The organism is Gelidibacter sp., assembly GCF_039916245.1.
Lineage (GTDB): Bacteria > Bacteroidota > Bacteroidia > Flavobacteriales > Flavobacteriaceae > Gelidibacter.
On record NZ_JBDSLS010000181.1, the window covers coordinates 1 to 21,828 of the forward strand.

Below are 21,828 nucleotides of genomic sequence, written 5' to 3' on the forward strand. Positions count from 1 at the left end.
AAATTCAATCGGATTTTTAGGAACTAGAATTAAATATTTAATCGCGGATCAGTTTTCTTTAATCTGTAATAAAAATTCCCGATTCAGAATTAAGAAATTATCGTACTTTTGCATCACAATTAAACCATATATGTTAGACAAGTTACAAATAGTAAAACAACGTTTTGATGAGGTCAGTGATTTAATCATCCAGCCAGCGATCATCACGGATCAAAAGCGTTATATAGAACTTAATAAAGAGTATAAAGAGTTGCGCAAGTTGATGAACAAGCGTGAAGAGTATTTGGAATTGACTAACAATTTGGCGGAAGCCCAAGAGATTTTAGATGACGGTAGCGACCCAGAAATGGTGGAAATGGCCAAATTGCAGTATGACGAGGCTAAAGAAGGGATTCCAAAACTAGAAGATCAGATTCGATTTATGTTAATTCCGAAAGATCCGGAAGATTCCAAAAATGCGATTATTGAGCTTCGTGCAGGAACAGGTGGTGATGAGGCGAGTATTTTTGCTGGCGATTTATTCAGAATGTACACCAAATACTGTGAGCACAGAGGTTGGAAGGTTGATACTGTAGATTATAGTGAAGGCACCAACGGCGGATTTAAGGAAATTCAGTTTGAAATCTCTGGTGACGATGTTTATGGTACCATGAAGTTTGAAGCTGGTGTACACCGTGTGCAACGTGTGCCTCAAACTGAAACCCAAGGTCGTGTTCATACTAGTGCAGCAACCGTTATGGTATTTCCGGAGGCGGAAGAATTTGATATTGAAATCAATCCAAAAGATGTGCGCATCGATTTTTTCTGTTCTTCAGGTCCAGGAGGTCAGTCGGTTAACACAACCTATTCCGCGGTGCGTTTGACGCATATCCCAACAGGATTGGTGGCGCAATGTCAGGATCAAAAATCACAGCATAAAAATAAGGAGAAAGCGTTTAAAGTATTGCGATCTCGATTATATGAAATGGAGCTGGCCAAAAAATTGGAAGCAGATGCGGCAAAACGTGGAACGATGGTAACTTCTGGAGATAGAAGTGCTAAAATTAGAACCTATAACTATCCGCAAGGTCGTGTTACAGACCATAGAATTGGTTTGACACTGTATGATTTGGGTAATATCCTTAACGGCGATATCCAACGCATCATTGATGAGCTGCAATTGGCTGAAAACACGCAGAAATTAAAAGCAAATACAGACGTCATTTAAAAATCCAATCCCTGAGTGTCCTTTCCAAAGGAAAGGACACTCAACGATGTTTTTTTGATGTCTTATTAGAGAAATCACATAAAAGTTTCCTCCTTTGGAGGATTAAGGAGGAATGACAACACAACACCTTATTTCCCAAATCAAAAAAAAACAATCTTTTCTATGTATTGGATTAGATGTTGATTTAAACAAAATTCCACAACACCTTCTAAAGGAAGAAGATCCTATTTTCGCCTTCAATAAAGCCATTATTGATGCCACACATCATTTGTGTGTTGCCTATAAACCCAATACGGCGTTTTATGAGGCTTACGGATTAAAAGGTTGGAAATCCTTAGAGAAAACGATTCAATATCTCAATCAAAACTATCCTGAAATTTTCACTATTGCCGATGCCAAACGCGGCGATATTGGCAATACCAGCAGTATGTACGCCAAAGCTTTTTTTGAGGATTTAGGTTTTGATAGTGTCACTGTGGCGCCTTATATGGGTAAGGATTCTGTAGAGCCGTTTTTGGAGTTTAAAGAAAAGCATACCATTCTTTTGGCTTTGACTTCCAATGCAGGGGCTTTTGATTTTCAGACAAAAATCATCGAAGGTAAAGAACTTTATAAATACGTTTTAGAAACCTCACAAACCTGGAAAAATTCTGAAAATTTGATGTACGTAGTAGGCGCTACGAAAGCAGAATATTTGGCGGACATTAGAAAAATAATTCCAAATAGTTTCTTGTTGGTTCCCGGTGTTGGCGCACAAGGTGGCAATCTTCAGGAGGTGTGCAAATACGGAATGAATGCTACTGTAGGCTTATTAATCAATTCGTCAAGAGGGATTATTTACGCCTCAAATGATGAGGGTTTTGCGGAAAATGCTGCTGAAAAAGCTCAAGAATTACAGTTGGAAATGGCTGTCATTTTGAGTGAGAAGTTTTAATTGGTTTAGAGAATTTCTCCGTGCAACTCTGTGAAATAACTCGGCGCCTTTGCGCCTTTGCGAGAAAAAATGAAAGACCAACTCAATAGAACTATATCACTAATTGAAACTCCAAAACGTATCATCTCCTTGGTGCCATCCCAAACAGAGCTTTTGGTCGATTTAGGTCTTGAAGATGCCATCGTGGGCATTACAAAATTCTGCGTTCATCCCGTTCATCTTAAAGGAAATAAATCTATCGTTGGTGGCACAAAACAGGTCCATTTCGATAAAATAAAAGCTTTGCATCCTGATATCATTTTGTGTAATAAAGAAGAAAACACAAAAGAGATGATTCAGGAGTTAGAAAAAATAGCAACCGTTCACATCAGTGATATTTACACTATTGACGATTCTCTGGAGTTAATAAAGTTATATGGAGCGCTGTTTTCTAAAGAAGAAAATGCCAATGCAATCATTAAAGGAATCACTGAAAAGAAGTTAGATTTCGACCAATTTATACAAGATAAGCCTAAAAGAAGTGCTGCCTATTTTATTTGGAAACAACCTTGGATGGTCGCTGCAAAAGACAATTTCATAGATGAGTTATTACATCTCAATAAATTTGAGAATTATTACAGCGATTTAGAGCGTTACCCTGAAGTGATTCTCCAAAAAAACAGACCAGAATCCGCAGAATTGGTGCTGCTATCAACCGAGCCATTTCCTTTCCATGAAAGTCATGTGCAAGATATCAGAACATTTTTTCCCAACGCAACGATCCTTGTGGTCGATGGCGAAATGTTCTCTTGGTATGGATCGCGATTATTGAAAGCGTTTGATTACTTTAAAACGCTGCATCAACATCATTTGTGTTAGCGCTTTTTAGGCTCAGAATTAATTTTTTCAGCTTATTGGCTTCTTCATATAAAAAGTCGCTTAAACTGGAATCTGTCTGCATAAGATTATACGCTTCTTCAGAAAATTTTAAATAATTCTTTTCTATTTCTTTTAGGTTGATGACCTCACTCAGGCCAAACCTGATTTTTCCGACTTTGCAAAAATGTTGATTCATGTTGATAGTTTATGATGGATTTGTAATCTATAAATACGTCGAATAACTATCTAAGGTTGTGGGTGTGAAGTTAAAGTTTTGATAAAGTTTTTTAAGTTAAGCGCGTACGTGGACTTTCTCTGTTCAAATACTTCAAGCGGTTCAGCTTATTTAAAAGCTTGATGGCTTTATATTCAGAAATATCGCTTAAGGCGTGATCGGTTTGACGAACGTTGTAGGCTTGTTCTATGAGTTGTTTGTAACGGTTTTGGAGTTTGATTTGAAGCTCTTTAATTTCAGTTAGACTTTTCATGACCACAACTTTTTGAAGCTTAAATATATCTAAAATACAGATAGGTAGCAAGTTAAATTTTTTAAAATTTTCATAAAAAAAGCCAGCTGAGTGTTTCAGCCGACCTTAATTAATCTTATTCTTACAAATCAAAAGGAAGTCCAAAAGTCTGTAGGATTTCGCTTAAAAATGGATCTGATATCAAATACCTCTAAAATCCTTGATTTATTTTTTATCTTGAAGAGCGAATACTTTTCTTAACAAGTCTGTACTTCTGGCACCCACAGAATTCCTGATTTCTTTTTCTTCAACAGCAATCATCGTATAGACACCTTTTAAGGCTTCTGCCGTAACATAATTTGTTAAATCTGGATTAACCTTGCTTGTGAAAGGGATAGCATTATATCTATTAATTAAGTTGGTCCAAACTTTATCCGCTCCAACCTTAGTAAACGAATTGTTGATTACGGGATGAAACTTATCATATAATGAAGTTTGTGTCTTGCTGGTTAGATATTTTGTCGCTGCATCATCAGTACCCATAAGGATGTTTTTAGCATCTGCAAAAGTGATGTCCCTAACGGCATTAACAAAAATAGGCGTTGCTTCCTTAACGGCATCTTCAGCAGCTCTATTCAGCGCTTTCAAGCCTTCATCCGCTAAACTGCCCAAGCCTATATCACGCAAACCTTTGTCAACTTTTTGTAATTCTTTCGGTAAGAGTATTTTAACCAACTCATTTCTATAAAAACCATCTGTTTTGGTCAATTTGGTCACTTGTTTCTCAATCCCTAAATCCAAGGCTTGTCTTAGGCCAGATGCAATATCAGTATTGTTTAAAATACCTCCATGTTGTGGCAAAGAATCGACCACACTTTGTAATTCTGCACAAGAATTCATTGTAAATAGTACGAGTAAAACAACTAACGACTTTTTCATAAATAATTTATTTTTTTGTGAGCCCAAAAATATAGCAAAAAATTTAGATATCTTGGTTTTGGAAAAATCTTTGAGAAAATCCTATAGGTTTAGGCTATCTGTTTTATCCAACAAGACGTATTCCAAATGCTATTGAAACGTTGTTTCGAAGGATTTTGAAATTTAAACTATTCCTTATAGTGGTGTACTTCCTTTATAAAATCTGTAAATTTGCCAGAAGTATAAATTCAAATTTTACCAATGATACAAACAACACCATATAAGCCAAAACATAAAGTTAGGATCGTAACTGCTGCTTCCCTTTTTGACGGGCACGATGCCGCCATTAACATCATGCGCCGCATCATCCAGTCAACAGGAGTTGAGGTCATTCATTTAGGCCATGATCGAAGTGTTGAAGAAGTGGTCAATACCGCCATTCAAGAAGATGCCAATGCTATTGCTCTCACCTCATATCAAGGTGGGCATAACGAGTATTTTAAATATATGCATGATCTATTGAAGGAAAAAGGTGCTGGACATATCAAAATTTTTGGTGGTGGAGGCGGTGTGATTCTTCCCGAAGAAATCAAAGAATTGATGGATTATGGGATTACGAGGATTTATTCTCCGGATGATGGAAGAGCGCTTGGTTTGCAAGGGATGATCAATGATTTGGTGCAAACTTCAGATTACGCCATTGGCGATGTGCTTAATGGCGAATTGGAGGAGTTGGAGAGTAAAAATCCAAGAGCGATCGCACGGATTATTTCTTCAGCCGAAAACTTTCCGGAAGTTGCAAAGGTGACCTTAGATAAAATTCACGATATCAATAAAACCTCAAAAACACCAGTTCTCGGAATTACTGGAACGGGTGGTGCGGGAAAATCATCTTTGGTGGATGAATTGGTACGTCGGTTTTTAATCGATTTTCCTGAAAAAACAGTGGCCTTGGTTTCTGTGGATCCTTCCAAACGAAAAACAGGCGGCGCTTTATTGGGCGACCGTATCCGTATGAACTCCATCAACAACTCACGTGTTTATATGCGTAGTTTGGCAACGCGACAAGCTAATTTAGCATTGTCAAAATATGTACATGAGGCTACAGAGGTGCTGAAAGCCGCTAAATATGATTTAATCATTTTAGAAACTTCAGGAATCGGTCAATCAGATACTGAAATCATTGAGCATTCTGATGTGTCCTTATACGTCATGACACCTGAATTTGGTGCAGCCACGCAGTTGGAAAAGATTGATATGCTCGATTTTGCAGATTTGGTGGCCATCAACAAATTTGATAAACGCGGTTCTTTGGATGCTTTGCGCGATGTTAAAAAACAATATGTGCGTAATCATCTGTTATGGGATGTTGACCAAAAGGATTTACCCGTTTACGGCACGATCGCTTCGCAATTTAATGATCCAGGAATGAACACGCTCTACAAAGCGATTATGGATAAAATTGTTGAAAAAACGCATGCCGATTTAAATTCTTCTTATACCATTTCTGAAGAAATGAGCGAGAAGATTTTTGTGATTCCACCAGCAAGAACGAGATATCTATCAGAGATTGCAGAAAGCAATCGCGCGTATGACAAAACAGCCAATGAGCAAGTGGAAGTGGCGCAAAAACTCTTTGGTATTTATAAAACAATCGAATCGGTTATTGGACATGCTCCGGAATTGGATAAAGCGGGAATTGATGATAATTCTGTAAGTTCGACAAGCTCAGAGAATAAAGATTTTATAAAATTATTGGTGGCCGAATTTGACCGTGTCAAATTGAATCTCGACCCTTATAATTGGGAGGTTATTACGGGTTGGGATGAAAAGGTCAATACTTACAAAAATCCTATCTATTCGTTTAAAGTACGCGATAAGGAAATAAAAATTGAAACACACACTGAGTCGCTTTCACATTTACAAATCCCGAAAGTAGCACTTCCAAAATATCAAGCTTGGGGCGATATTTTAAGATGGATTCTTCAGGAAAATGTGCCTGGCGAATTTCCTTTTACCTCAGGATTATATCCTTTTAAAAGAATGGGAGAAGATCCAGCACGTATGTTTGCTGGAGAAGGCGGACCAGAAAGGACCAACAGACGTTTTCATTATGTGAGTATGGGTTTACCTGCCAAACGTTTGTCAACGGCTTTTGACAGTGTTACGCTTTACGGAAATGATCCAGATTTGCGACCTGATATTTACGGTAAAATCGGAAATGCGGGGGTAAGCATTTGTTGTTTGGATGATGCCAAAAAATTGTATTCTGGATTTAATCTGTCGCATCCGATGACTTCGGTCAGTATGACGATTAATGGCCCTGCGCCAATGTTGTTGGGCTTTTTTATGAATGCCGCGATCGATCAGCAATGTGAATTTTATATTAAAGAAAACGGACTTGAAAAGGAAGTTGAGGCTAAAATTGCCAAAATCTACAAAGAGAAAGGTGTAGATCGGCCAATCTATAATGGTGAATTACCAGAAACAAATGACGGCTTGGGATTGATGCTTTTGGGTGTTACGGGCGATCAGGTATTGCCAATTGACGTTTACCAAGAAATCAAAGTTAAAACGATTGCCCAAGTGCGTGGTACCGTTCAAGCGGATATTTTAAAGGAAGACCAGGCTCAAAACACTTGTATTTTTTCTACGGAATTTGCCTTACGATTGATGGGCGACGTGCAGGAATATTTTATTGAGAATAATGTGCGCAACTTCTATTCGGTATCTATTTCTGGATATCATATTGCAGAAGCAGGCGCGAATCCCATCACGCAATTGGCCTTGACCTTATCCAACGGATTTACTTATGTGGAATATTATTTAAGTAGAGGTATGGACATCAATAAATTTGGACCTAACCTCTCTTTCTTTTTCTCCAACGGGATCGATCCAGAATACGCTGTAATTGGTCGCGTTGCCCGTAAAATATGGGCAAAAGCGATGAAAAATAAATATGCCGCTGATCCAAGGGCACAAATGTTAAAATATCACATTCAAACTTCTGGACGTAGTTTACATGCTCAGGAGATTGATTTTAACGACATTCGTACCACGCTTCAGGCCTTATACGCTATTTATGATAACTGTAATTCGTTACATACAAATGCATATGATGAAGCCATTACCACGCCAACGGAAGAATCTGTACGTCGAGCTATGGCCATTCAGTTGATTATCAATAAGGAGTTAGGTTTAGCGAAGAACGAAAACCCTATTCAAGGCTCATTTATTATTGAAGAATTGACCGATTTAGTTGAAGAAGCTGTTTTATTGGAATTTGATCGAATTACCGAAAGAGGTGGCGTTCTTGGAGCCATGGAAACCATGTACCAACGCAGCAAAATTCAGGAAGAAAGCTTGTATTATGAGACCTTGAAACATAATGGAGAATTTCCTATAATCGGTGTGAATACCTTTTTAAGCAGTCAAGGGTCGCCGACGGTTATTCCGAAGGAAGTCATCCGCGCCACTGAAGAAGAAAAGCAATTGCAAATCAAAACCCTTGAAAACCTTCATAAAGGAAATCATATTGAAGCCATGTTAACAGAATTGCAACACAAAGCCATTCATAATGAGAATATTTTTGAAGCCTTGATGGAAGTCTGTAAAGTAGCTTCCTTGGGTCAAATTACGGAATCCTTATTTGAAGTAGGAGGACAGTACAGAAGAAATATGTAAGCAGCGAACCAAGTTTCGCTTTGCGCGAAACTTGTGTGAGTCGCTTATCCCGAGCCTGTCGAGGGATCTTTTCAGTCAAGTTCAATATTTTATTTGTCTGAATTTACTTTTCGGGAAATGTGTGCGAGTCGCTTATCCCCAGCCTGTGGAGGGATCTCTTCGAGCAAGTTCAATGTTTTATTTATCTGAATTTACTTTTAGGGAAATGTGTGTGAGTCGCTTATCACAACTTGTCGAGAGATCTCAACATCTCGCTTCAAAGCCATCTAAACAGATCTAAAAAGCAAGTTTTATTCTAAACACCCAAAACCCTGAATCTAAACAGTTCAGGGTTTTTTGTGTTTAAAGTCTTTACGTTTTATCGTCGATTTTTGTAAAGCAATGCTTATGAGGTAGTTAAATGTGTAAAACAACTAATTTATATTAAAAAATGATGTTGCTTTGGATTTTCGACCCTAATTTTAGGTAGTCACGATTTACTTTCTAATGTATAACCTATATAATAATTCAATTATGGAAACTACTCTACGCTACAATTTCACAAGAAGATCGCAAAATTATTTTGATTGGTTGCTTTACACCATCAAATCAGAAAAATATCATTTGGCAGAAAGTCAAATTGAAGGCCTTAAAGATTTCGATTGATTTTTTAATCGAAATAGTTTCAAAAAAATGCATCTTTTTGAATCTTTTCACGTCTATTAGATGAACCTTAAAATTTATAGATTATGAAAGATAAAGAATGCACCTGCACCTGCACTAGCTGCCAAAAAGGAAATTGTGCTGCTTGTACCTGTGAAAACTGTACATGTGCAAATTGCAACTGTTAAGCTTAGTTTAAAATGTTAATAATGAGAGTCTATTTTAGTAGTTTTATACTAAAGTAGACTCTTTTTTTAATGCACTTTTATGAAAACTAAAAAGGTTTGGGATTTATATGCGACTGACGTTAAGTACTTTATTTTAACAAAGGTGAAGGATGAAGCCGTGGCGGATGATTTACTGCAAGAAACTTTTATTAAGGTTCATACCAAATTGGAAACCTTAAAGGATATAGATAAATTAAAAGCCTGGGTATTTTCTATCGCACGTTATTCAGTTATGGATTATTTTAGAAGTAATAGTTTGAGCTATGCCATCACTGAAGATACTGTTGCCGATGAAGAAGCCAATCCCGAACATACACGAGAAGATTGTTTGCATGGTATTATAAAAGCCTTGCCAAAAAAATATAGAAAACCTTTAGTTTTATTTGATATTCAAGGTTTAAAACAAGCGGAAATTTCTGAACAATTGCAATTGCCTTTGTCGACTGTTAAATCTCAAATTCAACGTGCCAGAAAACTCATTGCACAAGGTTTTGTGGATTGTTGCGATTTTAAAATCAATGACCATGGCTATTTGGTGGGTGAATTACAAGAAAGAGAGGACTGCAAAGTCTGCCATTAATCTGTAGTATTGGCTTTATTCGAAAAGATATTTGTTGGTCTGAAATTCAGTTAAAACTGCATGCTTCAGCTTCTAAATATTTTTGACACGAATTACACTAATTTCCACAAATCTATTTGTTCCCTGAGTATACTGTTATAAATTTTCAGTATAAAAATTTTACGAATGCAGCGGACTTTCATTCTGTTTTAAAAACTTCGTCAGAATGTTCGTCGGCTGAAAGGAGTTTCGTAATTGTAATTTTGTATTTGTCTTTTTGAATTTTGTCGCGCTATAAGGTCATCATCCAGGTATGCTGCAATCTTCTAAACTTGCGCAATTCTCTTCTTAATATTGGAAGATATTCTCTGCCATTACTGTGGCTTTGTTCCAAGCGTTTGCAGTTTTTATAGAGCATGGTGGTCAATCGCTCCAAAGAAGCAATATGTTTATATTTTTTATCGGTATGACGCTCTATTTCAGCATTGACTATTTCAGGAGCCAAGGAAGTGGATTGTTGTATAATATCTCCAGAAAAATAAATATGTGCATCTTCCGAACCATCAGGTTTTAAATAGGATAAATCCTGATTTAAATAGGTGGAAATGCTTCTGGAAAGTATAATAATTTCCATCGCCTTTTTATAAATAGGCAAATCAGATAGGTGAGATGGGATTGGGTACAACATGATTCTTAATAGTGATTTATCAAATTTAGTGACAAAATCAGACCTGTTATAATCGTTATTAAAGTAAAAGACTATATTTGCTTTAACTATTAAAGCAATTAAGTTAAATTTCTTTAGAATGAGTATTGATTCACTTAACTGGAAGATTTTAAAGTGTTTACAGAATAATGCGCGTCAGTCGAACGCCGCAATTGGTAGACAGGTGGGAATCAGTTCTCCAGCGGTTTCTGAACGTATAAAAAAGATGGAAGACGCTGGAATTATCCAAGGGTATCATGCTTTCGTATCTCCGTTTGAAGCAGGGTATCAACTTAAGGCCATTATCACACTAAGAGCGTTTATGGGTATGCTGAAACCATTTCTTGAAAAGGTAAAAACCTATGAAGAGGTGTTGAATTGCTACCGAATAACTGGTAACGAGAACATTGTGATGGAAGTGGCGCTTAAAAACCAAAAACATTTAGAGAGCTTTATAGATCAGCTTATTGTTTATGGCGAGACTAAAACGCAGATCGTATTGTCTCATGTTATAAAATACAACGAAGTTAAGCCAATAAAATAAGAGGATTTGATTTTAAAGGTCATCAAAGCCATCAAAATCATCAAAGTTGAATGGGATGTCGTCATCAGGATCCTCATCGTCATAATTTACACCTGGCGGATTAAAAAGTCCCCAACGGTCGATGATGTAGTTCCAGCAATCAAAGGTCTTTACCCATTCAGCAAATAATATTCTGAACTCTTCGACTTCGTTTCTTAAGAGATCCAAATATTCTGTATCTGGATAGCCGTGCATTTGTAAACCTCGCGCATCAGTGATTAACTCTCTTGCCGCTTTTCTAATAATGGCCGCATTTTCCATTCTAATGTCATAGAGCATATCTTCAGAGGAAGCACCGGCAATTTTTGCAGGAATTGTTGAAGCGTTAATGCCCATGTATTTGAGATTATGTTGAATCATTTCGGCTTCGATGGGGTCGTTAAATTCGATGTCGGTTTTTTCAACGGAGTCTATGATGGAACCTACAAGATCCATAATTTCTCTTGCCTTTTGAAATACAGGCAGTTTTTCCCATTGCTCCATAATTTAATCTTTTTGAAGGTCTAAATTTTCAATATGTTCTGTGATTACTTTAGCATGAATTCTCGAGTTTTCAATAAACCATTTATGGGTTTCCATGCCGCCACAAATTACGCCAGCCAAATATAATCCAGAAATATTGGTTTCCATAGTATTTGGATCATATTGAGGGAGGCAAGCGGCATCTTTGGAGAGGTTGATTCCAGCTTCGGTGAGGAATTTAAAATTAGGTTGATAGCCGGTCAATGCCACAACAAAATCGTTGGCAAAGGTCTTTTCGCCGTTTGATGTTGCAATGGTAATGTCTTTTGTCGTGATTTTTACTATTTCTGATTTGTAATACGCGGTAATACTTCCTTCTGCAATCCTGTTAATAATATCTGGTCTTACCCAATATTTCACACGATCGCCAATTTCTGAACCTCTGATGACCATAGTGACTTTTCCGCCTTTACGCCAAATTTCGAGCGCCGCATCAACTGCCGAATTGCTTGCGCCAACCACAACCACATGCTGCATGGCATAAGGATGCGCTTCGTTATAATAATGGGTCACTTTCGGCAAATCTTCTCCAGGAACCTGTAATAGATTTGGGATGTCATAAAATCCTGAGGCAATGATTACCTTGTCGGCATAATATTTCGTTTTTGAAGACGTGATTATAAAGTAATCATCTACTTTGATTACAGTTTCAACTTCTTCATACATATGAATATTCAACTGATTTGAAGTGGCGACACGTCTGTAATACTCGAGCGCTTCATCTCTATTGGGTTTTGGGTTATTGCTGATAAAAGGAATGTCATTAATTTCAAGCTTTTCAGACGTTGAAAAAAAAGTCATGTTTTTTGGGTAATTAAATAAGGAATTGGTCAATGCTCCCTTTTCAAGAACGAGATAATCCCAATTCCTTTTTTTGCATTCTAAGGCACAGGCAATTCCAATTGGGCCTGCTCCAATAATTAAAACTCTATATGTTTTTGACATGTTGTACGGTTTGTGTGGTGCGGTTCATGTAGCTTTTAAGATAGATTAATAGAGCTAAGCCTATAAGACCTAAAATACTCATAATGCCCCAGGTTTTATGAAATCCTAGGTTTTCAATCAAATGAAATCCTAAGTTATGTGCAAAAATATGCGAAATGGAAAAGGCAATGCTATAAAGCGCCATATATTCTCCTTTTAGTCCTCGTTTTGCCCGAATTAAAGCAAAGGCGTTTGAAAAAGGAAACACAATCATTTCGCCAAAAGTCAATAAAATCATACTAATCACTATAAATCCCAACCATGGATTAATGACTAACAATAGAAAACTGACACTTGTCAGGAGAAGTCCAAAAATCATTAATCCAATTTTGGTGTATGATTTGGTTTCTATCCATTTGATGAGTGGCATTTCAAAAATGAATATTAAAAGCCCGTTCAAAGCCATCAGCATTCCAATCTCAAATTCAGAAAGCCTAATTTCTTTTTTATAAAAATACGGAAGCGTTGAAATAAATTGTAGAAAAACGACTCCAAATATGACCATGGCGACAAGAAAAATAATAAAAGATTTGTCGCTGTAGGCCGATTTCGGATTCGGATTTATTTCAGTGTCAATGGCTTTAGATTTTTTTGGATGCAATACATTCAGCAATACGATACCAGCACTAATACAGGTAAGTCCATCTATCAAAAATAACCCGTCATAGTCCAAGGTAACAATGATTATTCCGCCAATAGCGGGGCCTACTGAAAATCCGAGGTTAATTGCCAATCGGATCAAGGTCAAACTTCGTGTTTTGTTTTCTGGTTTACTATAGGTGTTTAAAGCAACAAACATGGCAGGTCCGAACATATCGGCTACCGTCATTAATATAAAAATCCCGATACAAATAGCATTGAACGTTTCCAAAAACTGCATACTAATAAATAATGCACCACTCAAAATCAAGCTCATAACCATGACTTTATAATACCCAATAGTATCGGTGAGTTTTCCGCCAATCCAGGAACCGGCCAAAGAACCAAAGCCGAAAACCGTCATGATCCACGCGACTTCATCTAAAGAAAAATGCAAATCGGAAGTAAGATACAAGGACAAAAATGGAATGACCATAGTGCCTGATCTATTGATAAGCGTGATCGTGGCAAGCCACCAGACTTCTCGTGAAAGACCTCCAAATGTACCAAGGTATTTATTAAATATTATTTTCATTTCTGGTAACTTCCAATGTTGTAAATTGAGATTTTCACTTTAATCAAATTGATTAAGTATGATTATTTATAAATAAACACACTCTTTTTAAAACAAAAAGGTCCGACGTTAATGTTGGACCTTTTATATTCTTTAATATGTATTCATATTATCATAGCACATAACAAGTCCGATCTCTCAAGAAGGAGTTCTTATTTTGCCTGTATGAACTGATAATATGGAGCATTATTTATAATTGTTGATCAAAATTAGGGAAAAATGGTTTAAGTTGTATTTTTGTTATTTAGTTATTTTTCAGGTAATGTGCATTTCAAAATTTAATCTCACAATGAGATGATTAATTGAGAACTGAAAGTGACCATTGAAAATCCATAAGTATAAACACATGAAAACAATTTACTCACTTTTTTTCGGAATATTTTTATTGCTAGGTTGTAATCAGCCCAAAGAGCGTTTGCAAGGTGAAACAGAATTTCAAAGAAATTTAAATTCAGAATTTAAGGACGCTTCAAAATCGCCTTTAAAAAAGAAGGACAGAAGGGATTTTAAAGCACTGGACTTTTTTAAAGTGGATTCGGCATATGTGGTTCAGGCAGCTTTTAGAAGTACACCTGATGAAAAACCATTCAAAATGAAGACCACTACCGATAGACTTCCAGAATATGTGAAATATGGCGAAGTCACTTTTAATTTAAAGGGAGAATCCTTTCAATTGAATGTCTATCGCGATTTGGATTTGATGAACGAAGAAGGTTTTGAGGATTACTTGTTCCTGCCTTTTTTAGATGATACCAATGGTGACGAAAGCTATGGTGGTGGACGTTATATTGATTTAAAAATCCCTGAAGGAAACTCGATGACTATCGATTTTAATACCGCCTATAATCCGTATTGTGCCTATAATGAGAAGTACTCTTGTCCGATTGTACCTCGTGAAAATTATATCGATGTTGAGGTTAGAGCGGGAGTGAAGGCTTTTTAGTTGGCAGTCTTCACTTTTTAGTCCTCAGTTGGCAGTCTTACCGCCTTCGCTGAAGCTACCGACGGGCAGACAGTCTCAGTCTCAGTCTCAGTTTTCAGAAAGATCGTTATTTATTGTGAGCTTGTAACGTCTGCGGAAATTTGCGCTATCTGCGGCAAACTTTGCGGTCTTCAGTCCTCAGTTGCCAGTCTTCCCGCCTTCGCTGAAGCTGCGGACGGGCAGGCAGTCGCAGTCTCAGTTTTCAGAAAGGTCGTTCTAGGTTGTGAGCTTTTAATATCTGCGGAAATCTGCGCTATCTGCGGGAAATTTTCACGCTCTATTATATCGGTATTTTAAATATATTCTCTGTGCAACTCTGTGTTTTCTCCGTGCGACTCTGTGAAACAATATAATCAGCTATTTACCAAATCCACCGCGAACAAAAACTTATAGGAATTATTTTAGAAAGTTTCCGTGTTTTCTACAGTTTCAATTTTTTCTACAATAGGAATGTAAATATCGGTCATCCAATGGGCAGGATTTGGAATAGTTGTAGCATCGTTTTTGTAAACCTCAAATGGGCTCATTTCTGAAGCTTCCAAATTGTTATCTTTTAAATATTTTCTGGCCGTTGCCCAAGCTTCTTTTAAATTGGTATAATTTCCCTGTAAAGTCACTTTAAGAGCTTTGGTTCGCTCCATATAACCACAAAGAATATTGCTGTCTTCGGCAACAATCACTCTTTCTCGGATGGGAATGGCGTTACTCATGATGACATTGCCAGTTTCTGCATCCATTTCTATGAAAATGGTAAACGGCATGCCGTTGGCGGTTACATGATGAACATTCATAAATGAGATGAGTTCATGATGTTGTTTCGTCATTGTCGCAATCATATTGTTACTCGTTGAAGAAATGGTATTGTACATATAAAACCCGCCGCCATAGTCTGTAATACCCTCTACTTTTATAGTATAGGCAGACATACTTACGGCTACTTTTTTGTCGAGACTTACTAGATCGGTTTTAAACTGTTCTGAAAGATGATCTTTGTTATCGCCAAATAAAGCAAATTTCGCTTTGGTCATGAACGATAACTTATCTGCATCAAGCGTTCTTGTTACGGTCGTGGAACCATCAGCATTAGAGACGAAAACCCATTTCAATTCTGAGTTTTTAATGCGATTACTCGTAAAGATCTGATTGATGGAGTCGTTAGATTTGAATACTGATTTCTGTAGTGTTTCTGATGCTTTCCAAAACGAAGACCAATCCATATCGGTGCTATCGGAAACAATTTCGAAAATTACGGCTTTTGGAGCATTTATAGTAGTGGTTTCTGAGACTTCAAAATCGTTGGGTTGAACGGCAACATAAATAGCCATTCCAATGAAGGCAATGAGCAATAGAAATAGAAGGTATTTAAAAAATTTCATGGTGGGTTTTGTAGAGTTCATCAAATATAGACAATTTTATAGTATCCTAATAAATATTACATTTGTAGTATAAATATTTAAAATTCAACTGATGAACTTAAAAACGATATTCGGGATCGCGTTGGCAATGAGCTTAGCTTTTTCTTGCAAAAACGAATCCAAAACAAACAACGACTCAACGTCAGATACTGTTGAGACTAAGAAAGATGCCGCGGCATTTGATTATACCGTAGAGCAATTTGCAGACATTAAAATTCTACGTTACCAAATTCCGGGTTGGGAAAATCTAACCTTGAAAGAGCAAAAATTAGTGTACTACCTAACTCAAGCTGGATTGGCTGGTCGTGATATTATGTGGGATCAAAATTACCGTCATAATCTCGAGATCAGGAAAGCATTAGAAACCGTCTATACCAACTATACGGGTGATAAATCTTCAGAAGATTGGAAAGCGTTTGAAAACTATTTAAAACGTGTTTGGTTTAGCAGTGGTATTCATCATCATTATTCAAACGATAAATTAAAGGCGGATTTTTCACAGGATTATTTAAAATCACTGTTAGCTGAAACAAATGCGCAGTTGGAAGGAGAAGCTTTTGATGTCATTTTTAATGATAAGGATATGAGGAAAGTAGATCAGTCCAAAGGCGTTGATAATGTGGCCCTATCTGCAGTGAATTTTTATGGACCAGAGGTGACGACTGCTGATGTAGAGAAATTCTACAAAAACAAAAAATCCCCAAATCCTCATAGACCTCTGTCTTTTGGATTGAACTCTAAATTGGTAAAGGAAAATGGAGTTTTAAAAGAATTGGTTTACAAATCTGGCGGATTATATGGCGCTGCCATTGATGAAATTACAAAATGGTTGAAGTTGGCTCAAGGTGTTGCTGAAAACAAGGCGCAAGGCGATGCATTAGGCTTATTGATTCAGTATTATAAAACAGGCGATTTGCAAACCTGGGATGATTATAACGTTGCATGGACTGCTGCTACAGCCGGAAATGTGGATTATATCAATGGTTTTATTGAAGTGTATAATGATCCAGTAGGCTATAGAGGATCTTATGAAAGCATTGTTCAAATCAATGATTTTGACATGTCGCAAAAAATGAAAGTTCTGTCAGATAACGCACAATGGTTTGAGGATAATTCGCCATTAATGGACGAACACAAAAAGAAAAATGTGGTTGGTGTCACTTATAAGGTGGTCAATGTTGCTGGTGAAGCAGGTGATGCCTCTCCAAGCACGCCGATTGGAGTGAACTTACCAAATGCCAACTGGATTCGTGCTGAGGTGGGAAGTAAATCCGTTTCTCTAGGAAATATTATTGAGGCCTATAATAATGCAGGAAGTACTGGTAGAGTGCAGGAATTTGTTAATGATCAAGAAGAATTGGAACTTGAGATAAATTATGGTCAGCAAGCAGATAAGTTGCATACGGCTTTGCATGAAGTCATTGGTCACGCATCAGGACAGTTGAATCCTGGCGTTGGAGAAACCAAAGAAACGCTTAAAAATTATGCCTCAACCTTAGAAGAAGGACGTGCTGATTTGGTTGGACTGTATTATTTATACAATCCAAAACTTCAGGAACTTGGGTTGGTAGAGGATTGGAAAAAAACCGGCATGGCTGCTTATGATCGCTATATCCGCAATGGGTTAATGACTCAATTAATTCGATTGAATTTAGGAGATGATGTTGTACAGGCGCATATGAGAAATAGAATGTGGGTCAGTGCTTGGGTTTTTGAAAAAGGAAAGAAAGACAATGTGATTGAAAAAATTACGCGCAATGGAAAGACCTATTACAACATCAACGATTACGAAAAGCTACATGATCTTTTCGGTCAATTGTTACGTGAAACCCAACGTATCAAATCAGAAGGCGATTATAAAGCTGTGGAGAAGTTGGTGGAAACTTATGGTGTTAAAGTAGATCAAGAATTGCATAAAGAAATCTTGAAAAGAAATGAACAGTTTCCGGACGCCCCTTACAGCGGTTTCGTAAATCCTGTTTTAGTGCCAGAAATGGATGATAAAGGTGAGATTACGGCAATAAAAGTAACACAGCCAGAATCCTATAAAGGACAGATGTTAGATTATGGTAAAGCGTATAACTTTTTGAGAACAGAAAAATAAACCCTCAATAATCTTCATTGATGCAAAAAGCAGGATGTTCTAAACGTCCTGCTTTTTGTTTTTATGGATAGTAAAGATGAGTAGTAGAACATTAATAATAAGCATTACGATATGCGCGATGAGAACAATCATGATCTTATTTTTGAAAACATCGTGATTGTTTTAAAATGTCATCTAAAAAAGATGAAAAATCAGGAAAGAAATGACTTTGCTAACGTAATCATCAAAATAAAGGCGATAAATGCAACAAGAATCCAGATGCTTCCTTTATAGTATTTTCTGTGAAGTTTTAAGTCTTTCCGGTAGGCATAAATCATTACTCCGATAAATACGATTGCAAACGAAATCCCGAAAATCAATTGACCATTTGATAACATATAGCTATTTTTATGCGAAATTAATGAAACCTTTTAGAATCTGTACGTCCTTATTGTAAAAATGCACCTTGGTCATGGATATGATGCTCGATTTGCGAATTGGTCTTTCAACTTTTAAAATAAACAACAACATACAAACTTGTCATTATGAAAAAAAAAATTGAGGCCGTTAAAGCCTTCCATGAAGCGTTTAAAATCGGTTACAGAGAAACGCCAAAAGCCGATTTGGGAACGGATAAAAATATGCTCCGCTACAAATTAATGAGAGAGGAAAATGAGGAGTATTTAGAGGCAGCTAATGCTAACGATTTAGTTGAGGTGGCCGATGCTTTAGGCGATATGCTTTATATTTTATGTGGTACCATCATTGAACACGGCATGCAGCATAAAATTGAAGAGGTTTTTGACGAAATCCAAAAGAGCAATATGAGTAAATTGGGAGAGGATGGCGAACCTATTTATCGTGAAGACGGAAAAGTACTTAAAGGTCCTAATTATTTCATGCCAGATATTTCGAAAATTCTGATTTCTTAAAATAGAAGTACCAAATAAAAACTCCCAAATTCCAAAGTGTAAACTATTGGAATTTGGAATTTTAAAAATTGTTTTTTGCTAGTCTTACGCTTCGTATCTCCAGCCGTGTTTATCCTCAGCTAAATTGTGTTGAATGTCAAGCATCTTATCTTTTAAAGTATCTGCATATGAATTTTCGATATTTGGCAGTTTGAATAATTCTTCTCTATGTTCAAATGCTGAAATAGGACTAATTACAGCAGCAGTTCCTGCTCCAAAAATTTCTTTTAAAGTACCGTTTTTTGATGCTTCCTTGATTTCACTAACCGTAATTGGTCTGACGTCCACTTTGATGTTGTTGTCTTCCGCTAATTGAATAAGGCTTTTTCTGGTCACACCATCTAAAATACGATCACTAATAGGAGCGGTAATTAACGTATCATTGATTCTAAAGAATACGTTCATTGTACCTGCTTCTTCCAATTTTTCATGCGTGTCTGCATCTGTCCAGATGACTTGTTGAAAGCCCCTTTTTTGTGCCAAACTCGTAGGGTAAAACTGAGCGGCATAGTTACCGGCTGCTTTTGCAAAACCAACCCCACCATTGGCAGATCTACTGAATTGTTCAGCAACTAAAACCTGTATTTTGTCGGTATAGTAAGCTCGTGCTGGTGAGCAAATGATCATGAATCGGTAATTGGCTGAAGGAGAGGCTGATATTGCAGAATCGGTTGCAATTATAAAAGGTCTGATATAAAGAGAGTTGCCCTTTCCTGGTTTAATCCACGCATTGTCCAATTCTAGTAATTTGGTCAACCCTTCAAAGAAGTAGTCCTTAGGAAATGCTGGCATTGCCAAGCGTTCTGCCGACTTATTAATACGGTTGAAATTGTCTTCAGGTCTAAAAAGCCAGACTTTTCCGTTATCATCTTTATAGGCTTTCATGCCTTCAAAAACAGCTTGTCCATAATGAAATACCCGTGCAGACGGATCCATGGTCATAGCTTGGTAAGGCGTGATTTTTGGCGTTTGCCATTCGTTATTCTCAAAATCACATATAAACATATGGTCCGTGAAAATTCTGCCAAATATCAGATTGTCAAAATCAACGGCGTTAATTTTAGAAGTATCTGATTTTACGATATCGATTTCGTGTGAAGTCTGTTTTGTCATTTTAAATTTTGTTTGATGGTGCAAATTTAGTTATTTCTTGCAGTATAAAAAATCTAAACTTTGTTTTAAATAAAAGTTATATTTGCTTCACTAAAATATAAAAATCAAACTATTATGAAGAAAATTCTTGTTGTTTTTGGAATTATGTTGTTCGTTATGGCTTGTAAAACTGAAGAAAAAAAAGCAGAAGATCAAGATATAGAAAAGGCAGTTGTGAATTACACTTCTATTGGTGAAGAAATTACGGCTGATGCTGCAAAATCAACATCAGATATGGCTGAAGCGTACAAAGCAATGCGCATTGGAGATACCATAAATGCTAAAATGATTGGTAAGGTAGATGAGGTGTGTCAGAATAAAGGCTGCTGGATGAAAATTAATCTTGAAGATGGTGAGCAAGTGCTGGTGAAATTTAAAGATTACGGTTTTTTCATGCCAAAAGATATTGCCGGAAAAGAAGTTGTTCTTAACGGATTGGCTTTTGTAAATGAAGTTCCGGTTGATGAATTACGCCATTATGCAGAAGATGCTGGCAAGTCGGCCGATGAAATTGCAGCCATCACTGCGCCAAAAAGAACTTTTTCCTTTGAGGCAAAAGGTGTATTATTGAAAGACGAATAATTCTTGCAACGCAAAATAATTACCACCGCCGATGGTTCTAAAACCATCCAGATTGAAGAATGGAATGAACAGTATCATTCGGTTCACGGCGCTATACAGGAAGCAAACCATGTGTATATTAAACAGGGTTTGCTTTTTTGCTTTGACATACAAAATACTTCACAAGAAAGTATAGATACGACAGAAACTTCTGCTAATTCATCCCGGAAACTTTCAATTTTAGAAATAGGCTTTGGCACCGGACTTAATGCTTTTTTGACCTTGTTGCAGGCCGATGAGCATCAAATAGATGTTCGTTACGTGGGGGTAGAAGCATTCCCGATTTCGCCAGATGAAATGGCTGCATTAAATTATACTGAACAGCTTGAAGTGTCAGGAAAAAACGCACATTTTAAGGCAATGCACAACATTGCTTGGGAGAATGACACACGATTGACCCCTTATTTTAGTCTTCAGAAACAACAAAAATTATTCAAAGACATCACGGATACAAATCAATTTGATTTGATTTATTTCGATGCTTTTGGCGCGCGCGTACAGCCAGAACTTTGGACGGAATCTATTTTTCAGATTATGTTTGACGCCTTAAAGGAAAAGGGCGTTTTGGTCACGTATGCCGCTAAAGGAAGTGTGCGTCGCGCGATGCAAGCCGTTGGTTTCAACGTCGAAAAACTACCTGGCCCACCCGGAAAACGTGAAATGCTAAGAGCCCGAAAAGGCTCTTAGCATTCGGCGAGGGACGAGCCAAATGCGGCTTTGACAAAAGGCTCTTAGCATTCGGCGAGGCACGAGCCAAATGATTCAATGACCAAAGGCTCTTAGCATTCGGCGAGGGACGAGCCAAATGATTCAATGACCAAAGGCTCTTAGCATTTCGCTAGTTTACGAACCAAATATTCATCGCATTCGCTGAAGTTTTGAGTTAAGTACTTCGTGCAACAGAGTGTTTATAGAATAAGTAAATCGAATACCCATCTTTATAAAGACATTTTGTTTTCTGAAACTTTCTTATAATTCTAATTATTTGTTAATTCTGTTAAACCTTAATTAAAGTGGTCAGCATTCAAGTGTTCATTCGTTAACTTTATAAAAAGCGCAGAAATAGATGAAAATTTTAATTACAGGAGCAACAGGTTTAA

At 37.0% G+C, this 21,828-nt stretch carries 20 protein-coding genes; 12 read left to right on the forward strand and 8 right to left on the reverse strand.

Annotation, left to right across the window (positions count from 1 at the left end; translation table 11 throughout):
- Positions 1 to 130 precede the first annotated feature (130 nt).
- The 3 genes from prfA (at position 131) to ABIQ28_RS09795 (ending at position 2,999) form a co-directional block, all read left to right on the forward strand.
- Positions 131 to 1,207 carry a peptide chain release factor 1 gene (gene prfA, locus ABIQ28_RS09785; RefSeq protein ID WP_348036788.1) on the forward strand — a complete coding sequence of 359 codons (1,077 nt, stop codon included), beginning with the start codon at positions 131 to 133 and terminating at the stop codon, positions 1,205 to 1,207.
- 112 nt (positions 1,208 to 1,319) lie between these two features.
- Positions 1,320 to 2,141 carry an orotidine-5'-phosphate decarboxylase gene (pyrF, locus tag ABIQ28_RS09790; RefSeq protein WP_348036750.1) on the forward strand — a complete coding sequence of 274 codons (822 nt, stop codon included), beginning with the start codon at positions 1,320 to 1,322 and terminating at the stop codon, positions 2,139 to 2,141.
- 69 nt (positions 2,142 to 2,210) lie between these two features.
- Positions 2,211 to 2,999 carry a helical backbone metal receptor gene (locus tag ABIQ28_RS09795; protein WP_348036752.1) on the forward strand — a complete coding sequence of 263 codons (789 nt, stop codon included), beginning with the start codon at positions 2,211 to 2,213 and terminating at the stop codon, positions 2,997 to 2,999.
- Between the two features lie 287 nt (positions 3,000 to 3,286).
- Here the strand turns inward: ABIQ28_RS09795 and ABIQ28_RS09800 are convergent, their stop codons facing one another.
- Both ABIQ28_RS09800 and ABIQ28_RS09805 read right to left on the reverse strand, forming a co-directional pair.
- The gene (locus ABIQ28_RS09800; RefSeq protein WP_348036754.1) at positions 3,287 to 3,487 is read right to left on the reverse strand and encodes a Lacal_2735 family protein; all 201 of its coding nucleotides are present in this window, start codon (positions 3,485 to 3,487) and stop codon (positions 3,287 to 3,289) included.
- A gap of 204 nt (positions 3,488 to 3,691) precedes the next feature.
- Positions 3,692 to 4,405, reverse strand: a complete 714-nt coding sequence (locus tag ABIQ28_RS09805; protein ID WP_348036756.1) for a DUF4197 domain-containing protein — start codon at positions 4,403 to 4,405, stop codon at positions 3,692 to 3,694.
- 240 nt (positions 4,406 to 4,645) lie between these two features.
- Between ABIQ28_RS09805 and ABIQ28_RS09810 the strand changes: the two genes are divergently transcribed.
- The 3 genes from ABIQ28_RS09810 (at position 4,646) to ABIQ28_RS09820 (ending at position 9,517) form a co-directional block, all read left to right on the forward strand.
- Positions 4,646 to 8,068, forward strand: a complete 3,423-nt coding sequence (locus ABIQ28_RS09810; RefSeq protein ID WP_348036758.1) for a methylmalonyl-CoA mutase family protein — start codon at positions 4,646 to 4,648, stop codon at positions 8,066 to 8,068.
- Between the two features lie 513 nt (positions 8,069 to 8,581).
- Entirely contained in the window at positions 8,582 to 8,713 is a 132-nt protein-coding gene (locus ABIQ28_RS09815; protein WP_348036760.1) for a hypothetical protein, read from the forward strand.
- 264 nt (positions 8,714 to 8,977) lie between these two features.
- Entirely contained in the window at positions 8,978 to 9,517 is a 540-nt protein-coding gene (locus ABIQ28_RS09820) for a sigma-70 family RNA polymerase sigma factor (protein WP_348036762.1), read from the forward strand.
- 271 nt (positions 9,518 to 9,788) lie between these two features.
- Here ABIQ28_RS09820 and ABIQ28_RS09825 read toward each other — a convergent pair whose 3' ends face one another.
- Positions 9,789 to 10,184 carry a hypothetical protein gene (locus ABIQ28_RS09825; protein ID WP_348036764.1) on the reverse strand — a complete coding sequence of 132 codons (396 nt, stop codon included), beginning with the start codon at positions 10,182 to 10,184 and terminating at the stop codon, positions 9,789 to 9,791.
- 118 nt (positions 10,185 to 10,302) lie between these two features.
- Between ABIQ28_RS09825 and ABIQ28_RS09830 the strand changes: the two genes are divergently transcribed.
- Positions 10,303 to 10,746 carry an Lrp/AsnC family transcriptional regulator gene (locus ABIQ28_RS09830; RefSeq protein WP_348036766.1) on the forward strand — a complete coding sequence of 148 codons (444 nt, stop codon included), beginning with the start codon at positions 10,303 to 10,305 and terminating at the stop codon, positions 10,744 to 10,746.
- 12 nt (positions 10,747 to 10,758) lie between these two features.
- Here ABIQ28_RS09830 and ABIQ28_RS09835 read toward each other — a convergent pair whose 3' ends face one another.
- From ABIQ28_RS09835 to ABIQ28_RS09845, 3 genes are read right to left on the reverse strand one after another with little or no spacing between them, the layout of a single operon-like run.
- Complete coding sequence (locus tag ABIQ28_RS09835) at positions 10,759 to 11,268, reverse strand: hypothetical protein (RefSeq protein WP_348036768.1); 510 nt, start codon at positions 11,266 to 11,268, stop codon at positions 10,759 to 10,761.
- A gap of 3 nt (positions 11,269 to 11,271) precedes the next feature.
- Positions 11,272 to 12,252 carry a YpdA family putative bacillithiol disulfide reductase gene (locus ABIQ28_RS09840; protein ID WP_348036770.1) on the reverse strand — a complete coding sequence of 327 codons (981 nt, stop codon included), beginning with the start codon at positions 12,250 to 12,252 and terminating at the stop codon, positions 11,272 to 11,274.
- Positions 12,236 to 13,465, reverse strand: a complete 1,230-nt coding sequence (locus tag ABIQ28_RS09845; RefSeq protein WP_348036772.1) for an MFS transporter — start codon at positions 13,463 to 13,465, stop codon at positions 12,236 to 12,238. The genes ABIQ28_RS09840 and ABIQ28_RS09845 overlap by 17 nt, the downstream gene beginning before the upstream one ends.
- A 385-nt stretch (positions 13,466 to 13,850) precedes the next feature.
- On the opposite strand from ABIQ28_RS09845, the gene ABIQ28_RS09850 reads away from it, so the two are divergent.
- The gene (locus ABIQ28_RS09850; protein ID WP_348036774.1) at positions 13,851 to 14,447 is read left to right on the forward strand and encodes a DUF1684 domain-containing protein; all 597 of its coding nucleotides are present in this window, start codon (positions 13,851 to 13,853) and stop codon (positions 14,445 to 14,447) included.
- A 440-nt stretch (positions 14,448 to 14,887) separates the two neighbouring features.
- Here ABIQ28_RS09850 and ABIQ28_RS09855 read toward each other — a convergent pair whose 3' ends face one another.
- Positions 14,888 to 15,862, reverse strand: coding sequence for a GyrI-like domain-containing protein (locus tag ABIQ28_RS09855; RefSeq protein ID WP_348036776.1), 975 nt, complete (start codon positions 15,860 to 15,862; stop codon positions 14,888 to 14,890).
- A gap of 91 nt (positions 15,863 to 15,953) precedes the next feature.
- Between ABIQ28_RS09855 and ABIQ28_RS09860 the strand changes: the two genes are divergently transcribed.
- Together ABIQ28_RS09860 and ABIQ28_RS09865 are read left to right on the forward strand one after the other, a co-directional pair.
- The gene (locus ABIQ28_RS09860) at positions 15,954 to 18,005 is read left to right on the forward strand and encodes a dihydrofolate reductase (RefSeq protein ID WP_348036778.1); all 2,052 of its coding nucleotides are present in this window, start codon (positions 15,954 to 15,956) and stop codon (positions 18,003 to 18,005) included.
- Positions 18,006 to 18,529: 524 nt separating this feature from the next.
- Positions 18,530 to 18,916, forward strand: coding sequence for a nucleoside triphosphate pyrophosphohydrolase family protein (locus ABIQ28_RS09865; protein WP_348036780.1), 387 nt, complete (start codon positions 18,530 to 18,532; stop codon positions 18,914 to 18,916).
- Between the two features lie 84 nt (positions 18,917 to 19,000).
- Here the strand turns inward: ABIQ28_RS09865 and ABIQ28_RS09870 are convergent, their stop codons facing one another.
- Entirely contained in the window at positions 19,001 to 20,068 is a 1,068-nt protein-coding gene (locus ABIQ28_RS09870) for a branched-chain amino acid aminotransferase (protein WP_348036782.1), read from the reverse strand.
- 114 nt (positions 20,069 to 20,182) lie between these two features.
- On the opposite strand from ABIQ28_RS09870, the gene ABIQ28_RS09875 reads away from it, so the two are divergent.
- Together ABIQ28_RS09875 and mnmD are read left to right on the forward strand one after the other, a co-directional pair.
- Positions 20,183 to 20,689 (forward strand): DUF4920 domain-containing protein, encoded by a 507-nt coding sequence (locus tag ABIQ28_RS09875; protein ID WP_348036784.1) that lies wholly within the window; start codon positions 20,183 to 20,185, stop codon positions 20,687 to 20,689.
- Positions 20,690 to 20,692: 3 nt separating this feature from the next.
- The gene (gene mnmD, locus ABIQ28_RS09880) at positions 20,693 to 21,415 is read left to right on the forward strand and encodes a tRNA (5-methylaminomethyl-2-thiouridine)(34)-methyltransferase MnmD (RefSeq protein WP_348036786.1); all 723 of its coding nucleotides are present in this window, start codon (positions 20,693 to 20,695) and stop codon (positions 21,413 to 21,415) included.
- Positions 21,416 to 21,828 lie beyond the last annotated feature (413 nt).